General features: G+C 57.4%; 15 protein-coding genes. 5 read left to right on the top strand and 10 right to left on the bottom strand.

All coding sequences use genetic code 11. From position 1 onward, the window contains the following. Positions 1–4: 4 nt before the first annotated feature. Positions 5–877: a 4-hydroxy-tetrahydrodipicolinate synthase gene (gene dapA, locus EE949_RS14515; protein WP_122664909.1), complete on the bottom strand. Its 873-nt coding sequence runs from the start codon at positions 875–877 to the stop codon at positions 5–7. A 260-nt stretch (positions 878–1,137) separates the two neighbouring features. Here dapA and EE949_RS14510 point away from each other — a divergent pair, with 260 nt between their 5' ends. Then, positions 1,138–1,947, top strand: a complete 810-nt coding sequence (locus EE949_RS14510) for a DUF2242 domain-containing protein (protein ID WP_122664908.1) — start codon at positions 1,138–1,140, stop codon at positions 1,945–1,947. Positions 1,948–2,086: 139 nt separating this feature from the next. Here EE949_RS14510 and ilvA read toward each other — a convergent pair whose 3' ends face one another. Next, positions 2,087–3,601: a threonine ammonia-lyase, biosynthetic gene (ilvA, locus tag EE949_RS14505; protein ID WP_162874483.1), complete on the bottom strand. Its 1,515-nt coding sequence runs from the start codon at positions 3,599–3,601 to the stop codon at positions 2,087–2,089. A gap of 368 nt (positions 3,602–3,969) precedes the next feature. On the opposite strand from ilvA, the gene EE949_RS29970 reads away from it, so the two are divergent. Further along, positions 3,970–4,095: a hypothetical protein gene (locus tag EE949_RS29970; RefSeq protein ID WP_275899022.1), complete on the top strand. Its 126-nt coding sequence runs from the start codon at positions 3,970–3,972 to the stop codon at positions 4,093–4,095. Positions 4,096–4,211: 116 nt separating this feature from the next. On the opposite strand, the gene EE949_RS14500 is transcribed toward EE949_RS29970, so the two are convergent. After that, entirely contained in the window at positions 4,212–5,252 is a 1,041-nt protein-coding gene (locus EE949_RS14500) for an AraC family transcriptional regulator (protein ID WP_122664906.1), read from the bottom strand. A 2-nt stretch (positions 5,253–5,254) separates the two neighbouring features. After that, a complete protein-coding gene (locus EE949_RS14495) occupies positions 5,255–6,394 on the bottom strand; it encodes a carbon-nitrogen hydrolase family protein (protein WP_122664905.1) in 1,140 nt (379 codons plus the stop codon). A 250-nt stretch (positions 6,395–6,644) separates the two neighbouring features. Here EE949_RS14495 and EE949_RS14490 point away from each other — a divergent pair, with 250 nt between their 5' ends. After that, positions 6,645–7,517 (top strand): HDOD domain-containing protein, encoded by an 873-nt coding sequence (locus EE949_RS14490; RefSeq protein ID WP_122664904.1) that lies wholly within the window; start codon positions 6,645–6,647, stop codon positions 7,515–7,517. 198 nt (positions 7,518–7,715) lie between these two features. On the opposite strand, the gene EE949_RS14485 is transcribed toward EE949_RS14490, so the two are convergent. From EE949_RS14485 to xylA, 4 genes are all read right to left on the bottom strand, one after another. Next, positions 7,716–8,852, bottom strand: coding sequence for a sugar ABC transporter permease (locus EE949_RS14485; protein ID WP_122664903.1), 1,137 nt, complete (start codon positions 8,850–8,852; stop codon positions 7,716–7,718). Continuing rightward, positions 8,853–10,412 carry a D-xylose ABC transporter ATP-binding protein gene (gene xylG / locus EE949_RS14480; protein ID WP_122664902.1) on the bottom strand — a complete coding sequence of 520 codons (1,560 nt, stop codon included), beginning with the start codon at positions 10,410–10,412 and terminating at the stop codon, positions 8,853–8,855. Positions 10,413–10,587: 175 nt separating this feature from the next. After that, positions 10,588–11,589, bottom strand: a complete 1,002-nt coding sequence (xylF, locus tag EE949_RS14475; RefSeq protein WP_122664901.1) for a D-xylose ABC transporter substrate-binding protein — start codon at positions 11,587–11,589, stop codon at positions 10,588–10,590. A 150-nt stretch (positions 11,590–11,739) separates the two neighbouring features. Continuing rightward, positions 11,740–13,056 (bottom strand): xylose isomerase, encoded by a 1,317-nt coding sequence (xylA, locus tag EE949_RS14470; protein WP_122664900.1) that lies wholly within the window; start codon positions 13,054–13,056, stop codon positions 11,740–11,742. Positions 13,057–13,246: 190 nt separating this feature from the next. On the opposite strand from xylA, the gene EE949_RS14465 reads away from it, so the two are divergent. Both EE949_RS14465 and EE949_RS14460 read left to right on the top strand, forming a co-directional pair. Continuing rightward, entirely contained in the window at positions 13,247–14,425 is a 1,179-nt protein-coding gene (locus tag EE949_RS14465; protein WP_122664899.1) for a XylR family transcriptional regulator, read from the top strand. Between the two features lie 402 nt (positions 14,426–14,827). Beyond that, the gene (locus EE949_RS14460; protein ID WP_122664898.1) at positions 14,828–15,478 is read left to right on the top strand and encodes a TetR/AcrR family transcriptional regulator; all 651 of its coding nucleotides are present in this window, start codon (positions 14,828–14,830) and stop codon (positions 15,476–15,478) included. A gap of 57 nt (positions 15,479–15,535) precedes the next feature. Here EE949_RS14460 and EE949_RS14455 read toward each other — a convergent pair whose 3' ends face one another. Together EE949_RS14455 and EE949_RS14450 are read right to left on the bottom strand one after the other, a co-directional pair. Continuing rightward, on the bottom strand, positions 15,536–18,238 hold the full coding sequence (locus EE949_RS14455) for a beta-glucosidase (RefSeq protein WP_122665002.1): 2,703 nt from the start codon (positions 18,236–18,238) through the stop codon (positions 15,536–15,538). A 60-nt stretch (positions 18,239–18,298) separates the two neighbouring features. Further along, positions 18,299–18,547, bottom strand: coding sequence for a hypothetical protein (locus EE949_RS14450; RefSeq protein ID WP_027901776.1), 249 nt, complete (start codon positions 18,545–18,547; stop codon positions 18,299–18,301). Between the last annotated feature and the right edge of the window lie 329 nt (positions 18,548–18,876).

The raw sequence follows: 18,876 nt of genomic DNA, 5'->3' as shown, positions 1-18,876 counted from the left end.
CAAATCAGCGGTAAACCGCAAGCAGGGTTTCCAGTTTTTGCACGGCAGCAGCATCCAGCGGCTGCACCGGCGCGCGACAAGGTCCGACCGGTAGATTGAGCAGTTCAGTGGCTTTTTTCAGCACCACAGGCATGGTGCCCATGGCAAAGGCATCGCGCAGCGGACGCAGCGCTTCCTGGGCAACTCGCGCAGCGTCATGGTTGCCTGCCTGAAAGTGATTCCAGATCGACATGACCAGATCCGGCACCGCGTTGGCGGTCGCGGCAATCGCGCCATCGCCACCGGCCAGGAGGTTCCAGTAGATCAGCGAGTCAGTACCGGCAAAGACCGCGAAGTCGTCGCTGCGGTATTTCATCATCTGTACCAGAGCGTCGAAGTTACCTGCGCTGTCCTTGATGCCTTTGATCATCGGGTGTTGATGCAGCGCTGCAACGGCGCCGATGCCAATGGACATGCCGGTCTTGGCCGGAATGTTGTACATCATCAGGGGCAGGCTGGAGGCGTCGGCGATGGCTTCGTAATGCTTGATCAACTCGTTCTGGCTGATGGCGTTGAAGTAGGGGGTGATGACGGAAAGGGCATTTGCGCCGATGTCCGTCACTTTTTTGTTCATTTCAATCACTTCGCGAGTGGCAAAGGCACCTGTGCCAATCACAACCGGCACGCGACCGGCAGCCGCCTCAACCGTAACGCGGGCGATTTCCAGCTTTTCAGCTTCTGAAAGGGTGAAGAACTCGCCATTGGTGCCGAGCACGAACAGACCGTGCACGCCAGCTTGAATAAGGTTTTCGACGAGCGCGCGGAGTGCGTGATGGTCAACCTGCTGATCGGCAGTGAAGGGCGTGACCAGGGCTGGAATAATGCCGCGAAATTGCATGATGGGATTCTCGTTTTATTCTTAGTGAGATCCACAATGATTAAAACGATCATAAAATGCAAGTTATTTTGATCGTTTCGTTCATTGTTGATTGAAACGATCATTCTGTTGGCCTTTTGCCGCTGTCAGATGACCCCAGATGTGGCCGTTTGTAACAAGATCCTTTCCATCTGCGCGTTGATCCTGCGCGTCCCTTGTTGCAGACTTACCGACGTTTTCCAGTCCGCAGTTCTGCTGACCGTTTTTACCCAGGATCCTTGATGCCTAACTTAGTTAACTTTCGTACCGCATGCTGCGCCGTTGCCTTGCTGGCAATCGCGGGCTGTTCTTCGAAAAAAACCGCAGTCTACGAGCATGAGAATTTTGATGACGCGGGGACTTTTTCCAGGACTTACCCGGTCAGTGACTCGGCTTCCTGTGAAGCCGCGCGCCGCGCATTGCTCAGTCAGGGCTACATCATCACCAGCAGTGACCCGAAGATGATCAGCGGCAACAAGAGCTTCCAGCAAACTGGCGAGACTCACATGCAGATCAGCTTCAACGTGGTCTGTGCCGCTGACGACACCACTGACAAAAGCTCGACGGTGTTCGCTAACGCCTTGCAGGATCGCTACGCGCTGAAGAAAACCAACAACTCGGCCAGTCTGGGTGTTGGTGTGCTGGGTTCGGTGTCGATGCCGATTGGTTCCACTGACGACTCGATGGTCAAAGTGGCAAGCGAGACCGTGGCGTCAGACAAGTTCTACGATCGCTTCTTCATGCTGGTAGACAACTTCATGCCGCCTGAAGCGAAAAAAGCCGCCAACATCAAAGAAACCCCAAAGGCTGCGCTTGGCGTGCCGGAGCAAACGGTGCCCGCGCCAAAACCGGCGGCATTGGTTGAACCGGCACCCGCAGCAGCTCCCGCGCCGGTAGCAGAGCCGACGCCTGCGCCCGCAGTTGAATCCAGCCAGCCAGTGCCAGCCCCGGCTGCGCCGACGGAGTCGATTCAGGCTGAACCTGCTCCTGCCGAGGAAGCCCCGGTTGAGGCTGCTCCGCCAGCCGAGCCGGAAGCTGCGCCAGCGCAGTAGCTAGCAGGCACAATGCATACCCCATGTGGGAGCGGTGCTTGCCCGCGATTAGGCTGGACGCGGTTCACTTTAGATCGCGGTGTCCTTATCGCGGGCAAGCACCGCTCCCACAGGGATAGATCCGAGGCGTCCGCTAGCTCTAGCCCAAAAACAGCTTATAAGCCGGGTTCTCACTTTCATCCCAATACGGATAACCAATCTCGGCCAGCGCCGCCGGGATCAGGTGCCGCTCGTCTTCAGGCACCACCAGCCCCGCAACGACCCGGCCATCCGCCGCGCCATGGTTGCGGTAATGGAACATCGAAATCGTCCACTGTCCGCCCAACTTGTTGAGGAAGTTGAACAGCGCACCCGGACGTTCCGGGAACTCAAAGCGAAACACCACTTCATCGCTGACCCGCTCTGCATGTCCGCCGACCATGTGGCGGATATGCAGCTTGGCCAGTTCGTTGTCGGTCAGGTCAACCACTGGAAAACCCTGCTCGGTCAGGCTGGCAATCAGGGCCTTGCGCGGATCCGTTTCGGGGTGAGTCTGCACACCGACAAAAATGTGCGCTTCGCGGTCGGTGTGATAGCGGTAGTTGAACTCGGTGATCTGGCGTTTGCCAACCGCTTCGCAGAAGGCCTTGAAGCTGCCCGGCTGTTCGGGGATGGTCACGGCGATGATTGCTTCGCGGCCTTCGCCCAGCTCAGCGCGCTCGGCGACGTGGCGTAATCGGTCGAAATTGACGTTGGCACCTGAGTCAATCGCCACCAGGGTCTGGCCGCTGACGCCGTACTGCTCGACGTATTTCTTGATCCCGGCCACACCCAGCGCGCCAGCCGGTTCGGTGATCGAGCGGGTGTCGTCGTAGATATCCTTGATGGCGGCGCAGACTTCATCAGTGCTGACCGTCAGCACTTCGTCGACGTAATCCTTGCAGACTTCAAACGTGTGCTGGCCGATTTGCGCCACTGCCACGCCGTCGGCGAATAATCCAACCTGTTGCAGCACCACTCGCTCGCCGTAGGCCATGGCCTGCTGCAGGCAATTGGAATCGTCCGGCTCGACGCCAATCACCTTGATGTCCGGTCGCAGGTACTTCACATACGCTGCAATGCCCGCGATCAAACTGCCGCCACCCACAGGGACGAAAATCGCGTCCAGCGGGCCCTGATGCTGACGAAGAATCTCCATCGCCACCGTGCCTTGCCCGGCAATGGTGTCGGGGTCGTCATAGGGGTGGATGTAGACGTAACCCATCTCATCCACCAGCTTCAGCGAATAGGCCAGCGCTTCAGGAAAGGAATCACCGTGCAGGACCACGGTTGCGCCACGGGAGCGTACACCCTCGATTTTGATTTCAGGTGTGGTCTTGGGCATCACGATGGTTGCAGCCACACCAAGGGTTTTGGCAGCCAGTGCCAGACCTTGCGCGTGGTTGCCTGCTGAGGCCGCTACGACGCCACGGGCCAGTTCTTCAGGGCTGAGCTGCGCCAGCTTGTTGTACGCGCCGCGAATCTTGAACGAGAACACCGGCTGCAAGTCTTCGCGCTTTAGCAGCACCTGATTGCCCAGCCGCCCGGACAACTGGCGAGCATGCTGCAATGGGGTTTCCACGGCCACGTCGTAAACGCGGGAGGTGAGGATCTTGCGGGCGTATTGATTGAGCAGGTCGGTCATCGTGTCGGCCCCGTGTTATGGGTGACGATGCGCTGAGCCTGAGAAGCGAAGAGGGCGGCTTGAATGTTGATCATGTCTGACTCCTGGTTCGACTTGTTTAGCCCAGGAGACAAGAAAAAAACCCGCCTCTTGGGCGGGTTGGGTGCACGCGTCGGCTAACCCGCCATGACTGGAATGGCGGTAATAATAATCTGGCCGAAGAAATGCTTGGTTACGTTCATGGCCTGAAGACTATTGCGGAAGCTCTTTGCAAGTCAAGACAGGCAAGGCTAAATCCTTATCGGCGCGTATCGTAAGTTTCATGATCAAGTCATTTTTCCTTCACCTTGGCACTTTATGGTGAGGGCAGTGGTCAGTGAATGACGTCATTTCAAAGAACAGCCAAGAGGGCACGCGTTATGGACGACTATCAAGAAGAACTGCTGGAATACAGAGCGTTTGAGCTGGACCCGCCAGAGCCTGCGGATGATGCGACCGAGTTGTGAATGTCTGAGCAGGTTCCTTTTCTGTAGGAGCTGCCGAAGGCTGCGAAAGCAATCTTCCTGACACACCGCTATCGCAGCCTTCGGCTGCTCCTACACGCTCAGCCGGGGCGGATAATTCAACCCTGCCTGCGCTGGCTACGGCGAAACTCGCCAGGTGTCTGGCCGGTCCAGCGCTTGAAGGCCCGTTGAAACGCTTCGGCAGAAGCAAATCCCAGCAAGTAGGCAATCTCACCGAATGCCAGTTCGGTGTCGCGTATATACGTCATCGCCAGATCACGCCGAGTGTCATTCAGGAGGCTGCGAAAACCGGTGCCTTCTTCGGCCAGTTTGCGGCGTAAGGTCCAGGCGGGCAGTTTCAGTCGGGCAGCAATCTCCTCCAGATCCGGTTCCCTTCCACCGCTGAGCAAAGGGCCCAGCAGACGGGTGATGCGTTCTCGCAAGCTGCGGGTACGGGTCAATTGTTCGAGTTCGTTCTCACACAGCTGCAGCAAATGTGCCCAGGTACTGGGGCAATGCTGCGGGTTGCGCAGGCTCAATGTGTGCCGGTTCAGGCGTAGTTGATTGGTGGTGGCGGTGAAGACTACCGGTTGTGTGCTTAATTCGCTGTATTCAGCGGCATAGCCGGGTGCATCAAATTCAATCTCGATGCGCTCAGCGCGCACTTCAGTTGCGCTGAGGCTGGAAAGTTGCTGCAGCCAACTGGCGATAATCGAGTCCACCACAAAGCGGTTATAACCGTTGTACGGGCTGATGGAATAGAACCGCAACCAGGCTCCTTCAGCGTCCTCGTGAAAGCTCGACTGGCCACGATAGTTTGAGCCGTACAAGGCTTCGAAACGGATCAGGGTGCGAGCCGCCTCGCGAACGTTCGGGGCTTGGGCTGCTGTCACTCCTGCCAGACCGCATTGGCTGATGTGGCTCAAACGGCCCATGCGCAAACCAAGGCCGGGCTGGCCGGTCAGTTGAATGGCAGCATGGCCTAGGCGCATGTAACGCGGAATGGACAAACGCGCTCCGGCCTCGGCCAGCCTTGCGTGATCCAGGCCGTACTGCTCCAGCAATGGCTGTGGATCCTGACCAAAACTGCGCACCGCATCGGCCAGGCTGTGAACAAAGCCCACTGACAAATCACCAAGACGTGTAGGCGATGGGGTCATGCTCATAACCAGATATTGATCAGGCGAGCGCCACGGTGGGCTTTGTCATCCGGCGACGGTTCGACGATATGGCGGCCATCGCGGCTGACGAAACTGTGTCCCGAACTGCCTTGATCCCACAGCTGGCCGCGCATGAACACGCTGACTCCGGCCTTGGCGGTGCTGAGCGGCGCGTGGCTGGTCAGGGTAAGACGCTGCCACGCTTCCCCCTCGCTGATATCACCCGTGTTCAGCCCGGTTGCGCCGAGCAGGTCCGGCGTGCGATAGCCTCGCCACGGGCTGGTCCAGTGGCCGGAGCCAATCACAAAGGCGGGCACGGCAATCAGCTCGGCACCCAGTTTGTTCAGGCTGGCGTAATTGCCGGGATGCCAGCTGTCGCTGCCGATCAATATGCCCAGTTTACCCGCCGGGGTATCGAAGACACTCAAGTCGGTGGCTGAGTGGACATAATGGCGTTGATACGCCATTGGGAATAGTTGGCGCTGGGGCTGGCCGAGAGGTTCGCCGTCGCGGCCGAAAGCCACACTGCTGTTATACAGCGGGCCACTGCCGAGCTTCAATTTACCGTTTTCAATGGTCGGCTCAGGCAGCACGACGGAGCCCGCGACCAGCGTGACACCAAACTCCCTGGCCAGACCGCCAAAAAGCGCTTGATACTGTTCGGCCATCGTGGTCGCTTTCATGCGCAAGTGGGCGTCGTCGAGCCAGTTGTCACCTTTGGCGCCGAGCACTGCGCCGAGAAACTTGAGCGGGTTGCTGAGGGATATCCACGTCAGCGCTTCATCCATGCTGACGGCCTGATAGACCTCATTTTTCTCGCCACTGGCAACCAGCCAGGTGCCCACATGTTCGGGGAGCACGACGATGGTTCGGCTGTTGATCAAACCCTGCTCGCGAGCTTGTTGCAGGTAGGCGGCCAACTTGCGATGCAAGCGCTGGGGACTTTGATAATCGGCGGGAAACAGCTCCGGCTGAATGCCGAGCAAATTGCCGCGCTCACTTGGCTGGCCTTCGTCGACCACGAGCTGGATGCGCAGGTCGGACAGGTAGTGGCCCACCGGACGTTGTTCAGTCCAGAAGCCGTAGCCGACAAGAGCAGTGGTGAGTACGACGCCGATCGCAATAGTAAAAAATGTACGCATAAGTAGTTTGAAGTGCTGACGATCCCGGGTGGTGGCTGTGTAGGGTTATGTGTGCCGAGACTACGGGAAAACAACGGCTTAACGAACTTTTTTCCATTCGATAACGGGTTTTTTGTCGCACTGAATCAGCCCGCCGGTCCGCGCCGCCAGTCAGTGGCGTTGTCAATCGGGCAATGCCCCATCGCAAATGTCTTTCCTATTCGCTAGAGTCGGGCCGTATCACGTATTGGGTGAGTGTTCAGGGAAGCGTATGTCAGCAGAGTCAGAGTTTACCGACGAGAAAATCAAGCACGCTTTGCAGGGCATCACCGTGCCGCCGCAGCCGCAGATACTGGTCGACTTGCAGATCGAGCAGTACATGCCCGACCCCGATCTGGCGGAGATTGCCCGTCTCATCTCCCAGGATCCCGGTATCGCGGGCGCCTTGCTGAAAATCGTCAATTCCAGCTACTTCGGTTTGAGCAACCGGATATCTTCGATTCCGCGCGCTGTAAATCTGCTGGGCAGCCGATCGGTGATCAATATGGTCAACGGCCTGTCCATCCGTGGCGGGATGAACGATGAGTCCATCGTGATCCTCAACCGTTTCTGGGACACCGCGCAGGACATCGCCATGACCTGCCTGGCGCTTGCCAAACGGCTGGGCTCTCAAGCGGTTGACGAAGCTTATGCGCTGGGCTTGTTCCACGATTGTGGCGTGCCGTTGATGTACAAGAAATTCCCCAACTACATGACGGTGCTGGAGCAGGGCTACGCCGGTGCAAACCAGCAACAGCGCGTCGTCGACGTAGAAAACAAAGCGTTCAATACCAACCACGCGGTGGTCGGCTACTACACCGCCAAAGCCTGGCGCCTGCCCGAGCACATGGCAACGACCATTGCCCGGCATCACAACGCCTACGCGGTGTTCAGTGATGACACGGGGCAACACAGTCAGGTCAAGAACCTGCTATCGATCCTGAAAATGGCCGAACACATCTGTGAGTCGTACCGTGTGCTGGGCAAGGAAAGTGCCGATCACGAGTGGAACACCATCAGCCATCTGGTGCTCGATTATGTCGGCTTGTCCGAGTATGACTTTCAGGAGTTGAAGGCGAATATTCGGGAGTTGGGTGCGCGTTGAATCAACATCGTCGTTCCGCCTCTTTAGCGTGCTACGTGACCCTGATGACCCGCGACAAGGCGGGTTTTTAGGGGGCATGTGAAAATGTCAACTTGACCTGTAGGAGCTGCCGAAGGCTGCGATTGCGGTAGGTCAGGGCGAATTCTTCGCAGCCTTCGGCAGCTCCTACAGGTAATGCATTTCAAGCCCGATCCTTGATCAGCGCCGCCCGGTCCGCGTACTCACATCGACCCACACCGCCAATACCAGAATGCTGCCTTTGACGATCATCTGCCAGTAGCTGTCCACGTCGAGCATGGACATGCCGTTGTCCAGACTGGTGATCACCAGCGCACCGAGGAGGGCGCCGTAGACAGTGCCTGAGCCGCCACGCATTGAGGTGCCGCCGATGAAGCACGCGGCGATGGCATCCAGTTCGCCCATGCTGCCGGCAGAGGGTGAGCCCGCCGCCAGGCGTGCGGTGTTGACCATACCGGCGAGGGCGCACATCACCCCCATGATGCCGAAGATCCACAGTTTCACGGCCTGCACGTTGATGCCGGACAGCCGGGTCGCCTCCATGTTGCTGCCCACCGAGTAGACCCTTCGGCCGAACACGGTCTGGCTAGTGACGTAACTGAATACCCCGAGCAGGACCAGCAACAGCAGCACCGGCACGGGAATGCCGTCGTAGCTGTTGAGTGTTTGAACGAACCCCGCCAGCACCGCGCCGATCAGCACCACGCGCAAGACGTCTCGTACCAGTGAATGTGCAGCTAGACCATGAGCGGCACGATTGCGACGTTGTTTCCAGGTCAGAAAAAGCGTGAGTGCGAACAGCACGATGCCCAGCCCGGTGCCGACTGAATGCGGCAGATAACCCTGGCCGACGTACACCAGTTCCGGCGAGACCGGGGCGATGGTCGTGCCGCCGGTGATGCCCAGCAGAATGCCGCGGAACGCCAGCATGCCCCCCAAGCCGACGATGAACGACGGGATGCGCAGGTACGCCGTCATGTAGCCGTTGGCGAGGCCGATCATCAGCCCACATAGCGCGACGAGGCTCAGGTTGGCCAACAGCGGGATGTGATAGACCACGTCAAGAATGGCCGCCAGTCCACCGAGCAGCCCGAGCAACGAGCCCACGGATAAATCAATCTCGCCACTGATGATCACCAGCACCATGCCGCAGGCAAGTATTCCCGTGATGGACATTTGCCGCAGCAAGTTTGAAAGATTGCGCGGGGTCAGAAATCCACCGTCGGTCTGCCAACTGAAGAACAGCCAGATAACCGCCACGGCGATGACCAGCGCAAGCATTTTGTAGCGTGTGAAGAGCTGTTTGACCTGATTCATCTACGCGGACTTCCGATCATTATTGTTGTTAGGGTCGGCGGTTTGGCTGAGTGCAGCCGCGAGTACCTGTTCCTGGGTCAGATCGTGATTGATGAAGTCTCCGCGCAACTGGCCTTCGCCAATGACCAGCACCCGGTCAGAGACGCCAAGCACTTCGGCCAGCTCCGAAGACACCATAATTATCGACACGCCCGCAGCCGCCAGCGCGCCTATCAGTTTGTAGATTTCGTACTTGGCACCCACATCCACGCCACGGGTGGGCTCATCGAGAATCAGCACGCGGGGTTGGGTCAGGAGCATTTTTGCCAGCACGGCCTTTTGCTGATTTCCGCCAGACAGGCTGGTGATCGGCAGGAACGGGCTCGCGGTCTTGAGGTGCATACGCGAGATTTCCTTGTCGATGCTGTCCAGTTCGGCTTCGGCATCGATACGCGTCAGCTTCGAGTAAGCGTCCAGCACCGCCAGGGTAATGTTCTGTCCCACCCCCAGATCGGGAATGATGCCTTGGCGCTTGCGGTCTTCGGGCACCATGCACAGCCCGGCGCGAATGGCTTTCAGTGGTGTGCGGGTGTCGATCAGTTTGCCGTCCAGCCAGACTTCGCCTTCGTGACGGCCGGGATAGGCGCCAAATAATGCCGAGACCAGTTCTGTGCGTCCGGCGCCGACCAGCCCGGCAATACCGAGTATCTCGCCACGCTTGAGGGCGAACGAAATATTGTCGACCCGTTTGCGCTTCGGGTTGTCGACGTCGTAGCAGGTGACATGGCGCGCCTCGAAAATCACATCGCCAATGTCATGGGGTTCGGTGGGGTAGAGGTTGCTCATTTCCCGCCCGACCATCTGGGTGATGATCTGCGCAATGTCCATGGCTGCCATCGCGGTGGTAGCGATGTGTTTGCCGTCACGGATAACCGATACGGTGTCACACACCGCGGCGACTTCATCCAGCTTGTGGGAAATGTAGACGCACGCAACGCCCTTGGACTTGAGGTCGCGGATGATGTCCAGCAGTACCTCGATCTCAGAACGGGTCAAGGCTGACGAGGGTTCATCAAGAATCAACAGCCGCGCTTGCTTGTTCAGCGCCTTGGCGATTTCCACCAGCTGTTGATAGCCGCCGCCGTATTGGGAAACCGGCAATGACACGTTCATGTCCGGGACTTTCAGTTCGCGCATCAGTGCTTCGGCACGGTGGGTCATGGCGGGGTAGTTCATGCGCCCGCCGAACAGCGTCAACTCATGCCCCATGAAGATGTTCTCGGTCACCGAAAGGTCGGGCACCAGGGTCAATTCCTGATGGATGATGACGATCCCGGCCGCTTCGGTTTCGCTGATCGACTGGGCCCTGAGAGGCTGGCCGTCCCAGAGGATTTCACCTTCCCAGGTGCCATACGGGTAGACCGCCGACAGCACTTTCATCAGCGTGGATTTACCCGCGCCATTCTCGCCACACAACCCTACGCATTCCCCGGGCCTGACCTTGATATCAATGCCATTGAGGGCTTTTACCCCATCGAAGGTTTTGACGATGCCATTCATTTGCAGCAGGTATTCGGACATGGCGAGTGCTCAAAATAAGCGGGTGCAGGCAGGCACGGTTTCTGTAGGAGCTGCCGAAGGCTGCGATGGCGGTGTGTCAGGACGGATGCCTTCGCAGCCTTCGGCAGCTCCTACAGAAAATGCATTTCAATCCAGAGGAATGCACTTTTTGATCGGAGCGAGGTGCACGCTCAGATCACTTCCCCTCAATCTGCGCCTTGGTGTAAAACCCGTCCTTCTCCAGCAGGTCAATGTTGTCCTTGGTCAACGGCGTCGGCGTGAGCAGGATGGTGTCGACTTTTTTGCTGCCGTTGTCGTACTGCGAGCTGTAGGTGGGTTTTTCATTGCGCGCCAGTTGCACCGACAGTTTGGCGGCCTCGGTAGCGATGAGTTTCAGCGGCTTGTAGACGGTCATGGTCTGCGTGCCATTGATCACACGCTTGATTGCCGCCAGGTCGGCATCCTGACCTGAAATCGGCACCTTGCCCGCCAGCTTCTGTGCAGCCAGTGCCTGAATCGCGCCGCCTGCGGTGGCGTCGTTGGAGGCAACGATGCCGTCGATCTTGTTGTCGTTACGGGTCAGGGCGTTTTCGACAATGCTCAGCGCTTCAGTCGGGTTCCACTCTTTGACCCATTGCTGGCCGACGATCTTGATATCGCCCTTGTCTATTGCGGGCTGTAAGATCTTCATCTGGCCTTCACGCAGCACTTTTGCGTTGTTGTCGGTCGGCGCGCCACCGAGCAGAAAGTAATTACCCTTGGGCGCGGCGTTCAACACGCCGCTGGCCTGCATCTCGCCGACCTTTTCGTTATCGAAGGAGATGTACGCGTCAATGTCAGCATTGAGAATCAGCCGGTCGTAGGACACGACCTTGATCCCGGCTTTCTTGGCTTCGGCAACAGCGTTGGTCAGTACCGTGGCATTGAACGGCACGATGACAATCACATCGACCCCTCGGGAAATAAGGTTCTCGATCTGTGAAATCTGCTTCTGCTCGTTGGCGTCGGCCGATTGTACGAAGACCTTGGCATCCAGTTTTTCCGCCGCCGCGACGAAGTAATCGCGATCGCGGGCCCAGCGCTCCAGGCGCAGGTCATCAATGGAGAAGCCGATTTTTGGATGGGCAGGGTCGGCCATGGCCGGAATTGACAGCAGCGCGAGAGCGCCAACCAGTAGCGTGCGTTTAAAACTCTTCATAGTGGTGCGTCCTTTATTGTTGTTTTTAGAAGCGACTGCCTGACGATGAATATCGTGCTGGTAGAACTGTAGAGAGTCGCAAGGCGCCGCGAGCACAGATTTGTCGCGCGAATGTAACTGGATTGCGGTGCCCGCGGGCCTTGATTGCGATCAGCGATAAATGAACTGGTTGACGATGTTTTCGAGCATTTCCTGCCGGCCGCTGACGGCTTGTGGGTTCAGCTCTTTGGCAAAGGCATGCTCGGCCAGTGACTGAAGGCTGAACTCACCCGCCAGCACCGACTGGCCTAGCGGCTGCTGCCAGCCCGCGTAGCGCTGATCCTTGAATTGCTGAAGCCGGTCGTTCTGCAGCATGGCCGCCGCGCGCTCCAGAGATAGGGCAAGCACATCCATTGCAGCCACATGGCCATGGAACAGATCAACTTCGTCCAGGCTCTGCCGACGCACCTTGGAGTCAAAGTTGAAGCCGCCGTTCTTGAACCCGCCCGCCTTGAGGATTTCATAAGTGGCCAGCGTCATCTCTTCGACGCTGTTGGGGAACTGGTCGGTGTCCCAGCCGTTTTGCGGGTCTCCGCGATTGGCGTCGATACTGCCGAAGATGCCCAACGAAGCCGCTGTGGCGATTTCATGGTGGAAGCTATGGCCGGCCAAAGTCGCGTGGTTGGCCTCGATATTGACCTTGATTTCGTTTTCCAGGCCGTACTGCTGCAGAAAGCCAAACACGGTGGCGCTGTCGTAATCGTATTGGTGTTTGGTCGGCTCCTGCGGTTTTGGCTCGATCAGCAGGTCGCCTTTGAAGTTGATCTGGTGTTTGTGCTCGACCACCATCTGCATGAAACGGCCCAGCTGTTCGCGCTCGTGTTTCAAGTCGGTGTTGAGCAAGGTTTCATAACCCTCGCGGCCACCCCACAGCACGTAATTGGCGCCGCCGAGGCGTAGGGTCGCGTTCATGGCACTGAATACCTGAGCGGCTGCGCAGGCAAAGACTTCCGGGTCAGGGTTGCTGGCAGCGCCAGCGGCAAAACGCGGGTTGCTGAAGCAGTTGGCAGTGCCCCACAACAGCTTTATGCCGCTTTGCTCCTGATGGCGCTCCAGATGGTCGACCATGTGCGCAAAGTTGTTGCGGTACTCCTTGAGCGAGCCGCCTTCCGGGGCAACATCGGTGTCATGGAAGCAGTAGTAGTCGATGCCCAGTTTGCTAAAGAACTCGAACGCCGCCTCGGCTTTGCCGATCGCTACCTCCAGCGGATCACCCGGATGCTGCCATGGGCGTTTGAAGGTGCCTGCGCCGAACACGTCGGAGCCTGGCCAGACGAAGGTGTGCCAGTAACAGGCAGCCATGCGCAGGTGCTCGCGCATTGGTTTGCCGAGGATGATTTTGTTCGCATCGTAGTGGCGAAAGGCGAGGGGCGAATCGCTGTCAGGGCCTTCGAAGCGAATTCGGTCGATAGCGGGGAAATATGGCATTCGCAATGTCCTTGTTGTTTTTATCGGTTGCTCTAATCGATTGCTCTTTTCAGTGCCTCGATACTAGCAACGGCCCTGTCACTGCCGATTATGAAAATCATCAACACCGAGTGCGATTTTGCGTATTGAGAATCTTCGTCTGCACGCCTAGTCTGTTTCGATCACCTCGGCCCGGCCCAGGACAATAACAATGAAGACTGTACCGCCCGTTCACCGCGTTGCGCTGTTGTTCAATGGCAGCAAGATCTATGACCGCGGCATCATCAGCGGCATCGGCAACTACCTGAGCAGTACCCGTGCTTCCTGGGATTTGTTTCTGGAAGAGGATTTTCTGTGCCGGTTGAAAGGTATCGAGCGTTGGCAAGGGGACGGGATCATTGCCGACTTTGACGACCCGATGATTGGCGAGGCGCTGGCCGGGATCAGGTTGCCAGTGGTTGCGGTGGGCGGCTCTTATCAGAACGAGGAGGACTATCCGCGAGGTATCCCTTACGTCGCCACCGATAATCAGGCATTGATGACGCTGGCTTACGAACATCTCATTGAAGCGGGTTTGACCCGTTTTGCCTGTTTCAGCCTGCCAGAAGCGCAAGCCAATCGTTGGGCTCAGGAGCGTGAGAAGGCGTTTCGCAAATTGATGCAGCGCGACGGTCTGCATGCCGAGGTCTACCGCGGCATGGGCACCAGCGCGCCGCTTTGGGACAGTGCTGTCGAACAGCAGATCGCCTGGCTGCAAAGCTTGCCCAAGCCTATCGGCATTATTGCCGTCAGCGATGCCCGGGCGCGGCAGTTATTGCAGGCCTGCCTGACGGCCGGGATTGCCGTTCCGGAACAGGTGGCGCTGATCGGCATCGATAATGATCCGCTGACCCGCAGCTTGACGCGGGTCCCGCTGAGTTCGGTCAGCCAGGGCACAGAGACCATGGGACGCACGGCCGCGCAGTTGCTGCATCAGATGCTGCACGGCATGCCCGCCAAGGGCACCCACATTCTGATCCCCCCGGACTCGATCAACGTACAGCTGTCGAGTTTGCACCAGCCATTAGGCGATCCTTATGTGATGCAGGCATTGTTGTTCATTCGCCAATATGCCTGCCAGGGCATCAAGACGGCGCAGGTCGCGGCTTATGTGGGGGTGTCGCGTTCAGCGCTGGAGTCGCACTTTCGCCAGGTACGGGGCTGCAGCGTGCATGACGAAATTTTGCGCTTCAAACTCACGGCGGCGGCCAATGGCCTGAAGAACACAAATTCGACCATCGCAGACACCGCGCGCAACTGCGGCTTCAAATCTGCGCAGTACCTGCACACGGTGTTCCGTCGCGAGTTTGGCTGCACGCCACTTGAGTATCGGCAGGAGGTGATTGTTTAGGAACATCGCCCGGCCGGTCCTGCGGATTGCGCCGGCGCTGCATCTCGAACTCGATATTTTTTTCAGCAGCTACCCATTATCCGACAGAACATTTTCTCGTACGATTCGAACCTTGCGTGTATCCATGGAGGGCCGTCCTTTGTGGCGCATGTATCGCGAACGGTGGGGCATTTGTCAGCTTCAAAGGTACATGGTATGTTCCGCGGCCGGCTGGATCCACGTGCAGTTCTGGATGTTTTTCACCCTTACGGCATGGGCCTGGGGTTGCATTTCATTGGTGCATCGCTGATGAACTTTCCGAAAATTTCTCTATGGGTATTGTTTGGCCTATAAATGAACGCTTCAGCGAAAAATCAATACGCTGACAGGTTTCATATCTGCGCAACGGACAGTGCTATTCAAATGCCAAAAAACATTCCCGCTCCTGACCCAGCCGCTCCCCCCAAGCGTCGCCATATCCCCAAGGGCGATGTGCGCAAACTCGAAATCATTCAAGCCGCCATGGTTATTTTTGCCAGGGATGGGTTCGCGGGGGCAACGCTGACCAATGTCTCCAAGGTCGCGGGTATATCGCAAGTCGGATTGCTGCATCACTTTCCCAATAAGCTCGCGCTGTTGCACGCGGTGCTGCAGCATCGGGATCAATACGTCGCCACCCGCTTGCAGGAAGCTGATGAGGTCGCGTCGCTGGAAGGGTTTTTATCGTTTCTGAAGTTCATCATGAAGTTCAGTACCGAGGATGCCGCTGTCAGTCAGGCGTTGATGATCATCAATACGGAAAGCCTGTCCGTTACCCACCCGGCCAACCTTTGGTTCAGCGAGCGCTTTGGGATTGTGCACAGCCACCTTCAAGCTCATCTCAATCTGCTGATCGAAGCGGGCGAAATTCACTCGGCCACCGATGTGAAGCAGGTCAGCCTCGAGATTGCTTCGATGATGGACGGCATGCAGATTCAATGGCTTCGCTCCCCGGATTACGTACCGATTGAACGCGCCTTCGCCAGGTATCTTGAGCGTCTGGCTTCGGATCTCAAGCCGGCCGGACTCGCCTGAGAACGACCGCTTGATAGCCGGTGATCGGTGGCTGTAGAAGCCACCGATCAGGCCTTCTTAGTAAGCCTGTTCTGGCTTGACCTGAACTGCTTTGCGCAGCGGAGTCGGGAGAGGGTTGGATTCACGCGTGGATAGTTTTTCGCCATACAGCGCGACCACCGTGCGGTTCAGCGCCATGTTTTCCGAGTCCTTGCCTACCAGAACCTTGAACTTGCCCGGGTCTACAATCCAGCTGACCGCGTCAGGCGAATAGTAGGCGAACGAGCGGGCGTCCAGCGGGATCGTCACGGTTTTGCTTTCGCCCGGCTTCAGGTAGACCTTGGAGAAGCCCTTCAGCTCTTTTTCCGGACGATCAACTTGCGGCTTTGAAGGCTGCACGTACAACTGAGCCACTTCGAAACCAGCCTTGTTGCCCGTGTTGGTCACGGTGAACGTGGCCTTGATGGTTGCGCCGGGCGCAAGCACGTTGCTCGACAGCTTCAGGTCGCTGTATTCGTAGGTCGTATAGGACAACCCGAAACCGAACGGGTAGAGCGGTTTTGCATGGTTCTTGTCATAACCGCGGTAGCCCAGATACAGGCCTTCGCTGTAGGTCATTTCAGTCGGCGGCTTAGGGCTGCTGAAGTAGTACGGTGCCGGATCGGAGTACGAGGCGAAGCTCGGGTTGTCCTGCACTTTCTTGTCCAGCGTGATGGGCAGCTTGCCCGATGGGTTGACCTTACCGTACAGGATTTCCGCCAGTGCCTGACCGCCTTGCTGGCCCGGGAACCAGGCGTGCAGGGAAGCCGCGACCTTGGTTGCCCACGGTTGCATATCCATACCGCCGCCGCCGTGCATCACGACGATGGTTTTAGGGTTGGCTCTCTGCACGAAGCTGATCAATTCAGACTGAAATTGCGGCAGTTCGAAGGGGTGATCAAGGGACTCGCCTTCGTATTCGAAGTTGCTGCCCGCTGCCACCACGACTGCGTCATAGTCAGCCAGATTGGTCGGTGGACGCAGCGACGCCCAGCTCAGCTGCACGCCATTCATGCCGCCCAGCACCGGGGTGTAATTGCCTTTGAGTCGACGATATTCCAGGCGCACGTTGTACTCGGTGCCGGCTTTCAGCGCGACAGTCTTGACGGTACGTGGCACCACAGGAATCAGGTCGAATGAAACCTGCTTGTCTTCATCCTCAACCACCAGCTCGTCGTTGATCCAGAGCTTGTAGGCACCATCGGCGCGGACTTTGAATACGTGCGGGCCAGTGATGGTGGGTTTGATTTTGCTGGTGAAGCGAGCCGAGAATGCGCCCGGTGCCGGGGTGTAGCCGGTTACCGCGCTGGTGCCGCTGTCGGTCACGTTGGTGTTGGTGATCCAGCTCAGGTTGAGGCCCGGCTCGATGCGGGTTGCAACAGGATCGCCGGACAGCGTGGTGTTGGCGTAGTACTCCGCTTTGACACCCGTGTTGCTGATGGCGTCCTTGCCTTTGCCTTTACCGGTACCCGGCTGATACCAGACCGACGATTTCGGGTCGAGGCTCATCTCCGGCAGGTAGTCGACATTGCTGGCGTTCGACGCCAGTTGCTTGAGCCCGCTCAGCTCGGTAACGTAGCTGGCAGGTGCTGAGTAAGCGGTGCCGAATGGCGCAGTCGGTGGCTGCATTGCCAGGTCGCCGATGACAGCGATTTTTGCCGTTTTCGGCAGTGGCAGCAGAGGTTTCTGCCCGTCTACAGGTTCGTTGCGCAGGAGCACAATCGATTCCCTCGCGACGTTCAGCGCAGCCAGTTGGCCGTGCTCACGGTGCTCAAGAGGCTGAGCTTTGTTGATGCCCTTATCGAAGCCGTAGCTGACCAGTGCCCTGAGATTCCTGCGGACTTTGTCGTCGATCACGCTCTGATGCAGTTGGCCGTTCCAGACATAGGGCAGCAACTTGGCTTCAGTGAATTGCAGGCCGCTCGGCATGTCGATATCGGTGCCTGCCCAGGCGCCTTTGAACGCGTCCTGAACCGAGTTGAAGTCACTCATCACGTTGCCCTGGAAGCCCCACTGGCCTTTCAGGATGTCGGTGATCAGGTGGTGATTCTCACAGGCATATTCGCCATTGATCTTGTTGTAGCCGCACATGATCGAGGCAATGTTCGAGTTCTTGACCAGCGATTCGAAGCCGGGCAGATACAGCTCCTGCATGGCGCGCTCGTCAATTTTGACGTCCAGATAGTGCCGGTTCGCCTCTTGCTCGTTCATCAGGTAATGCTTGGCTGCAGCCTGAATCCCCTGAACCTGAATACCGTTGGTGACGGCCGGCGCCAACACTGCGCCGAGGAATGGATCTTCGCCACTCATGTACTCGGCGGAACGCCCGTTGAACGGGGTGCGATAGAGATTGATGGCCGGAGACAGCATTTGCTGACCGCCAGCGATCCGGGTTTCGTAGCCAATCGCCAGACCGAACTCTTTAGCCCGGTTGATGCTCCACGTCGCGGCCAGTGCCGACGGTGACGGGTACTGCGCACCGAAGGTCTTGCCGCCGACCAGCACGCCCATGGCCGAGTCGTAGGCGACTGTGCCTTGCAGGTTGAACTTGTCCAGCTTGGGAATCATGCGTCCGTCATCGACGCGCGAGAAGTTGATCTTTTCCGACTGGCTCATGTTGTCGAGCATCGCGCCAACCCGCGCTTCGACCTCATTGCCCGTCATCGGGGTGACAGCCATTACGGTGCCTGCCTGAGCAATGCTCAACGCAAGCAGACTCAGGCCTAAGCCTTGTTTGATCATGGACATGGAGCTACTCCTGAATTCGTTCGATAGGGGGTGTGCTGCGTATCAAACGAAGACTCATTTCTCGTCATCGGTCGTTGGGGCGTCGTCGGTCACGACCGGGGCGTCCAGCACCGTCTGCGCGCCTGTCGACTGGCTTTTTGTGGCGCTTTCGGCGCCAGTGATCTGCTCGCGTTTGGCCTCGACTTCCACGCGCACATCACTCGATGTCGACGGCAGGGGATTTTTGTTTTCGGCGGCTGATACAGAAAGTGTGGTGAGGCCCATCAGAAAAATGGCAGCAAGAGGCAGCAAGCTTCTAGCCATCGGGAGAATCTCCAAATAGAAGTGGGTAACGAAGAAGTGTCAGCGCGTGGAGGTTTACTACAGGCTGCGGACAGTAAGTCAGCAGTGTGAGCTTAAAGTTCTATGGCGGCAAAAATGTTGCCTTTATATATTTTAAATTTACATCTGCAATGTTTTTGTATTGCAAGAATTATTGGTGATTATTTTCAGTTTAGTAATTATTATTGGTTATTTATTCTAAAAATATTTGATTTATAGCAATAAAAAATCTTTCATAAAAACAGAGTGATAGCTCTGTTTTGAGCGGTGATAAAGTGATTGTGTTGTAAGATCATCCCTTCATGTCGCGT

Origin of the sequence: Pseudomonas viridiflava, assembly GCF_900602065.1 — a bacterium.
Classification (GTDB): Bacteria; Pseudomonadota; Gammaproteobacteria; order Pseudomonadales; family Pseudomonadaceae; genus Aquipseudomonas.
Note: the sequence above shows the minus strand (reverse complement) of the source record. Positions and strands in the feature narration are given on the sequence as shown.

Bases quoted from the DNA above. Each gene is read 5' to 3' on its own strand.
- dapA (WP_122664909.1), bottom strand. From the start codon at position 877: ATGCAATTTCGCGGCATTATTCCAGCCCTGGTCACGCCCTTCACTGCC.
- EE949_RS14510 (WP_122664908.1), top strand. From the start codon at position 1,138: ATGCCTAACTTAGTTAACTTTCGTACCGCATGCTGCGCCGTTGCCTTG.
- EE949_RS29970 (WP_275899022.1), top strand. From the start codon at position 3,970: ATGACGTCATTTCAAAGAACAGCCAAGAGGGCACGCGTTATGGACGAC.
- EE949_RS14500 (WP_122664906.1), bottom strand. From the start codon at position 5,252: ATGACCCCATCGCCTACACGTCTTGGTGATTTGTCAGTGGGCTTTGTT.
- EE949_RS14495 (WP_122664905.1), bottom strand. From the start codon at position 6,394: ATGCGTACATTTTTTACTATTGCGATCGGCGTCGTACTCACCACTGCT.
- EE949_RS14490 (WP_122664904.1), top strand. From the start codon at position 6,645: ATGTCAGCAGAGTCAGAGTTTACCGACGAGAAAATCAAGCACGCTTTG.
- EE949_RS14485 (WP_122664903.1), bottom strand. From the start codon at position 8,852: ATGAATCAGGTCAAACAGCTCTTCACACGCTACAAAATGCTTGCGCTG.
- xylG (WP_122664902.1), bottom strand. From the start codon at position 10,412: ATGTCCGAATACCTGCTGCAAATGAATGGCATCGTCAAAACCTTCGAT.
- xylF (WP_122664901.1), bottom strand. From the start codon at position 11,589: ATGAAGAGTTTTAAACGCACGCTACTGGTTGGCGCTCTCGCGCTGCTG.
- xylA (WP_122664900.1), bottom strand. From the start codon at position 13,056: ATGCCATATTTCCCCGCTATCGACCGAATTCGCTTCGAAGGCCCTGAC.
- EE949_RS14465 (WP_122664899.1), top strand. From the start codon at position 13,247: ATGAAGACTGTACCGCCCGTTCACCGCGTTGCGCTGTTGTTCAATGGC.
- EE949_RS14460 (WP_122664898.1), top strand. From the start codon at position 14,828: ATGCCAAAAAACATTCCCGCTCCTGACCCAGCCGCTCCCCCCAAGCGT.
- EE949_RS14455 (WP_122665002.1), bottom strand. From the start codon at position 18,238: ATGATCAAACAAGGCTTAGGCCTGAGTCTGCTTGCGTTGAGCATTGCT.
- EE949_RS14450 (WP_027901776.1), bottom strand. From the start codon at position 18,547: ATGGCTAGAAGCTTGCTGCCTCTTGCTGCCATTTTTCTGATGGGCCTC.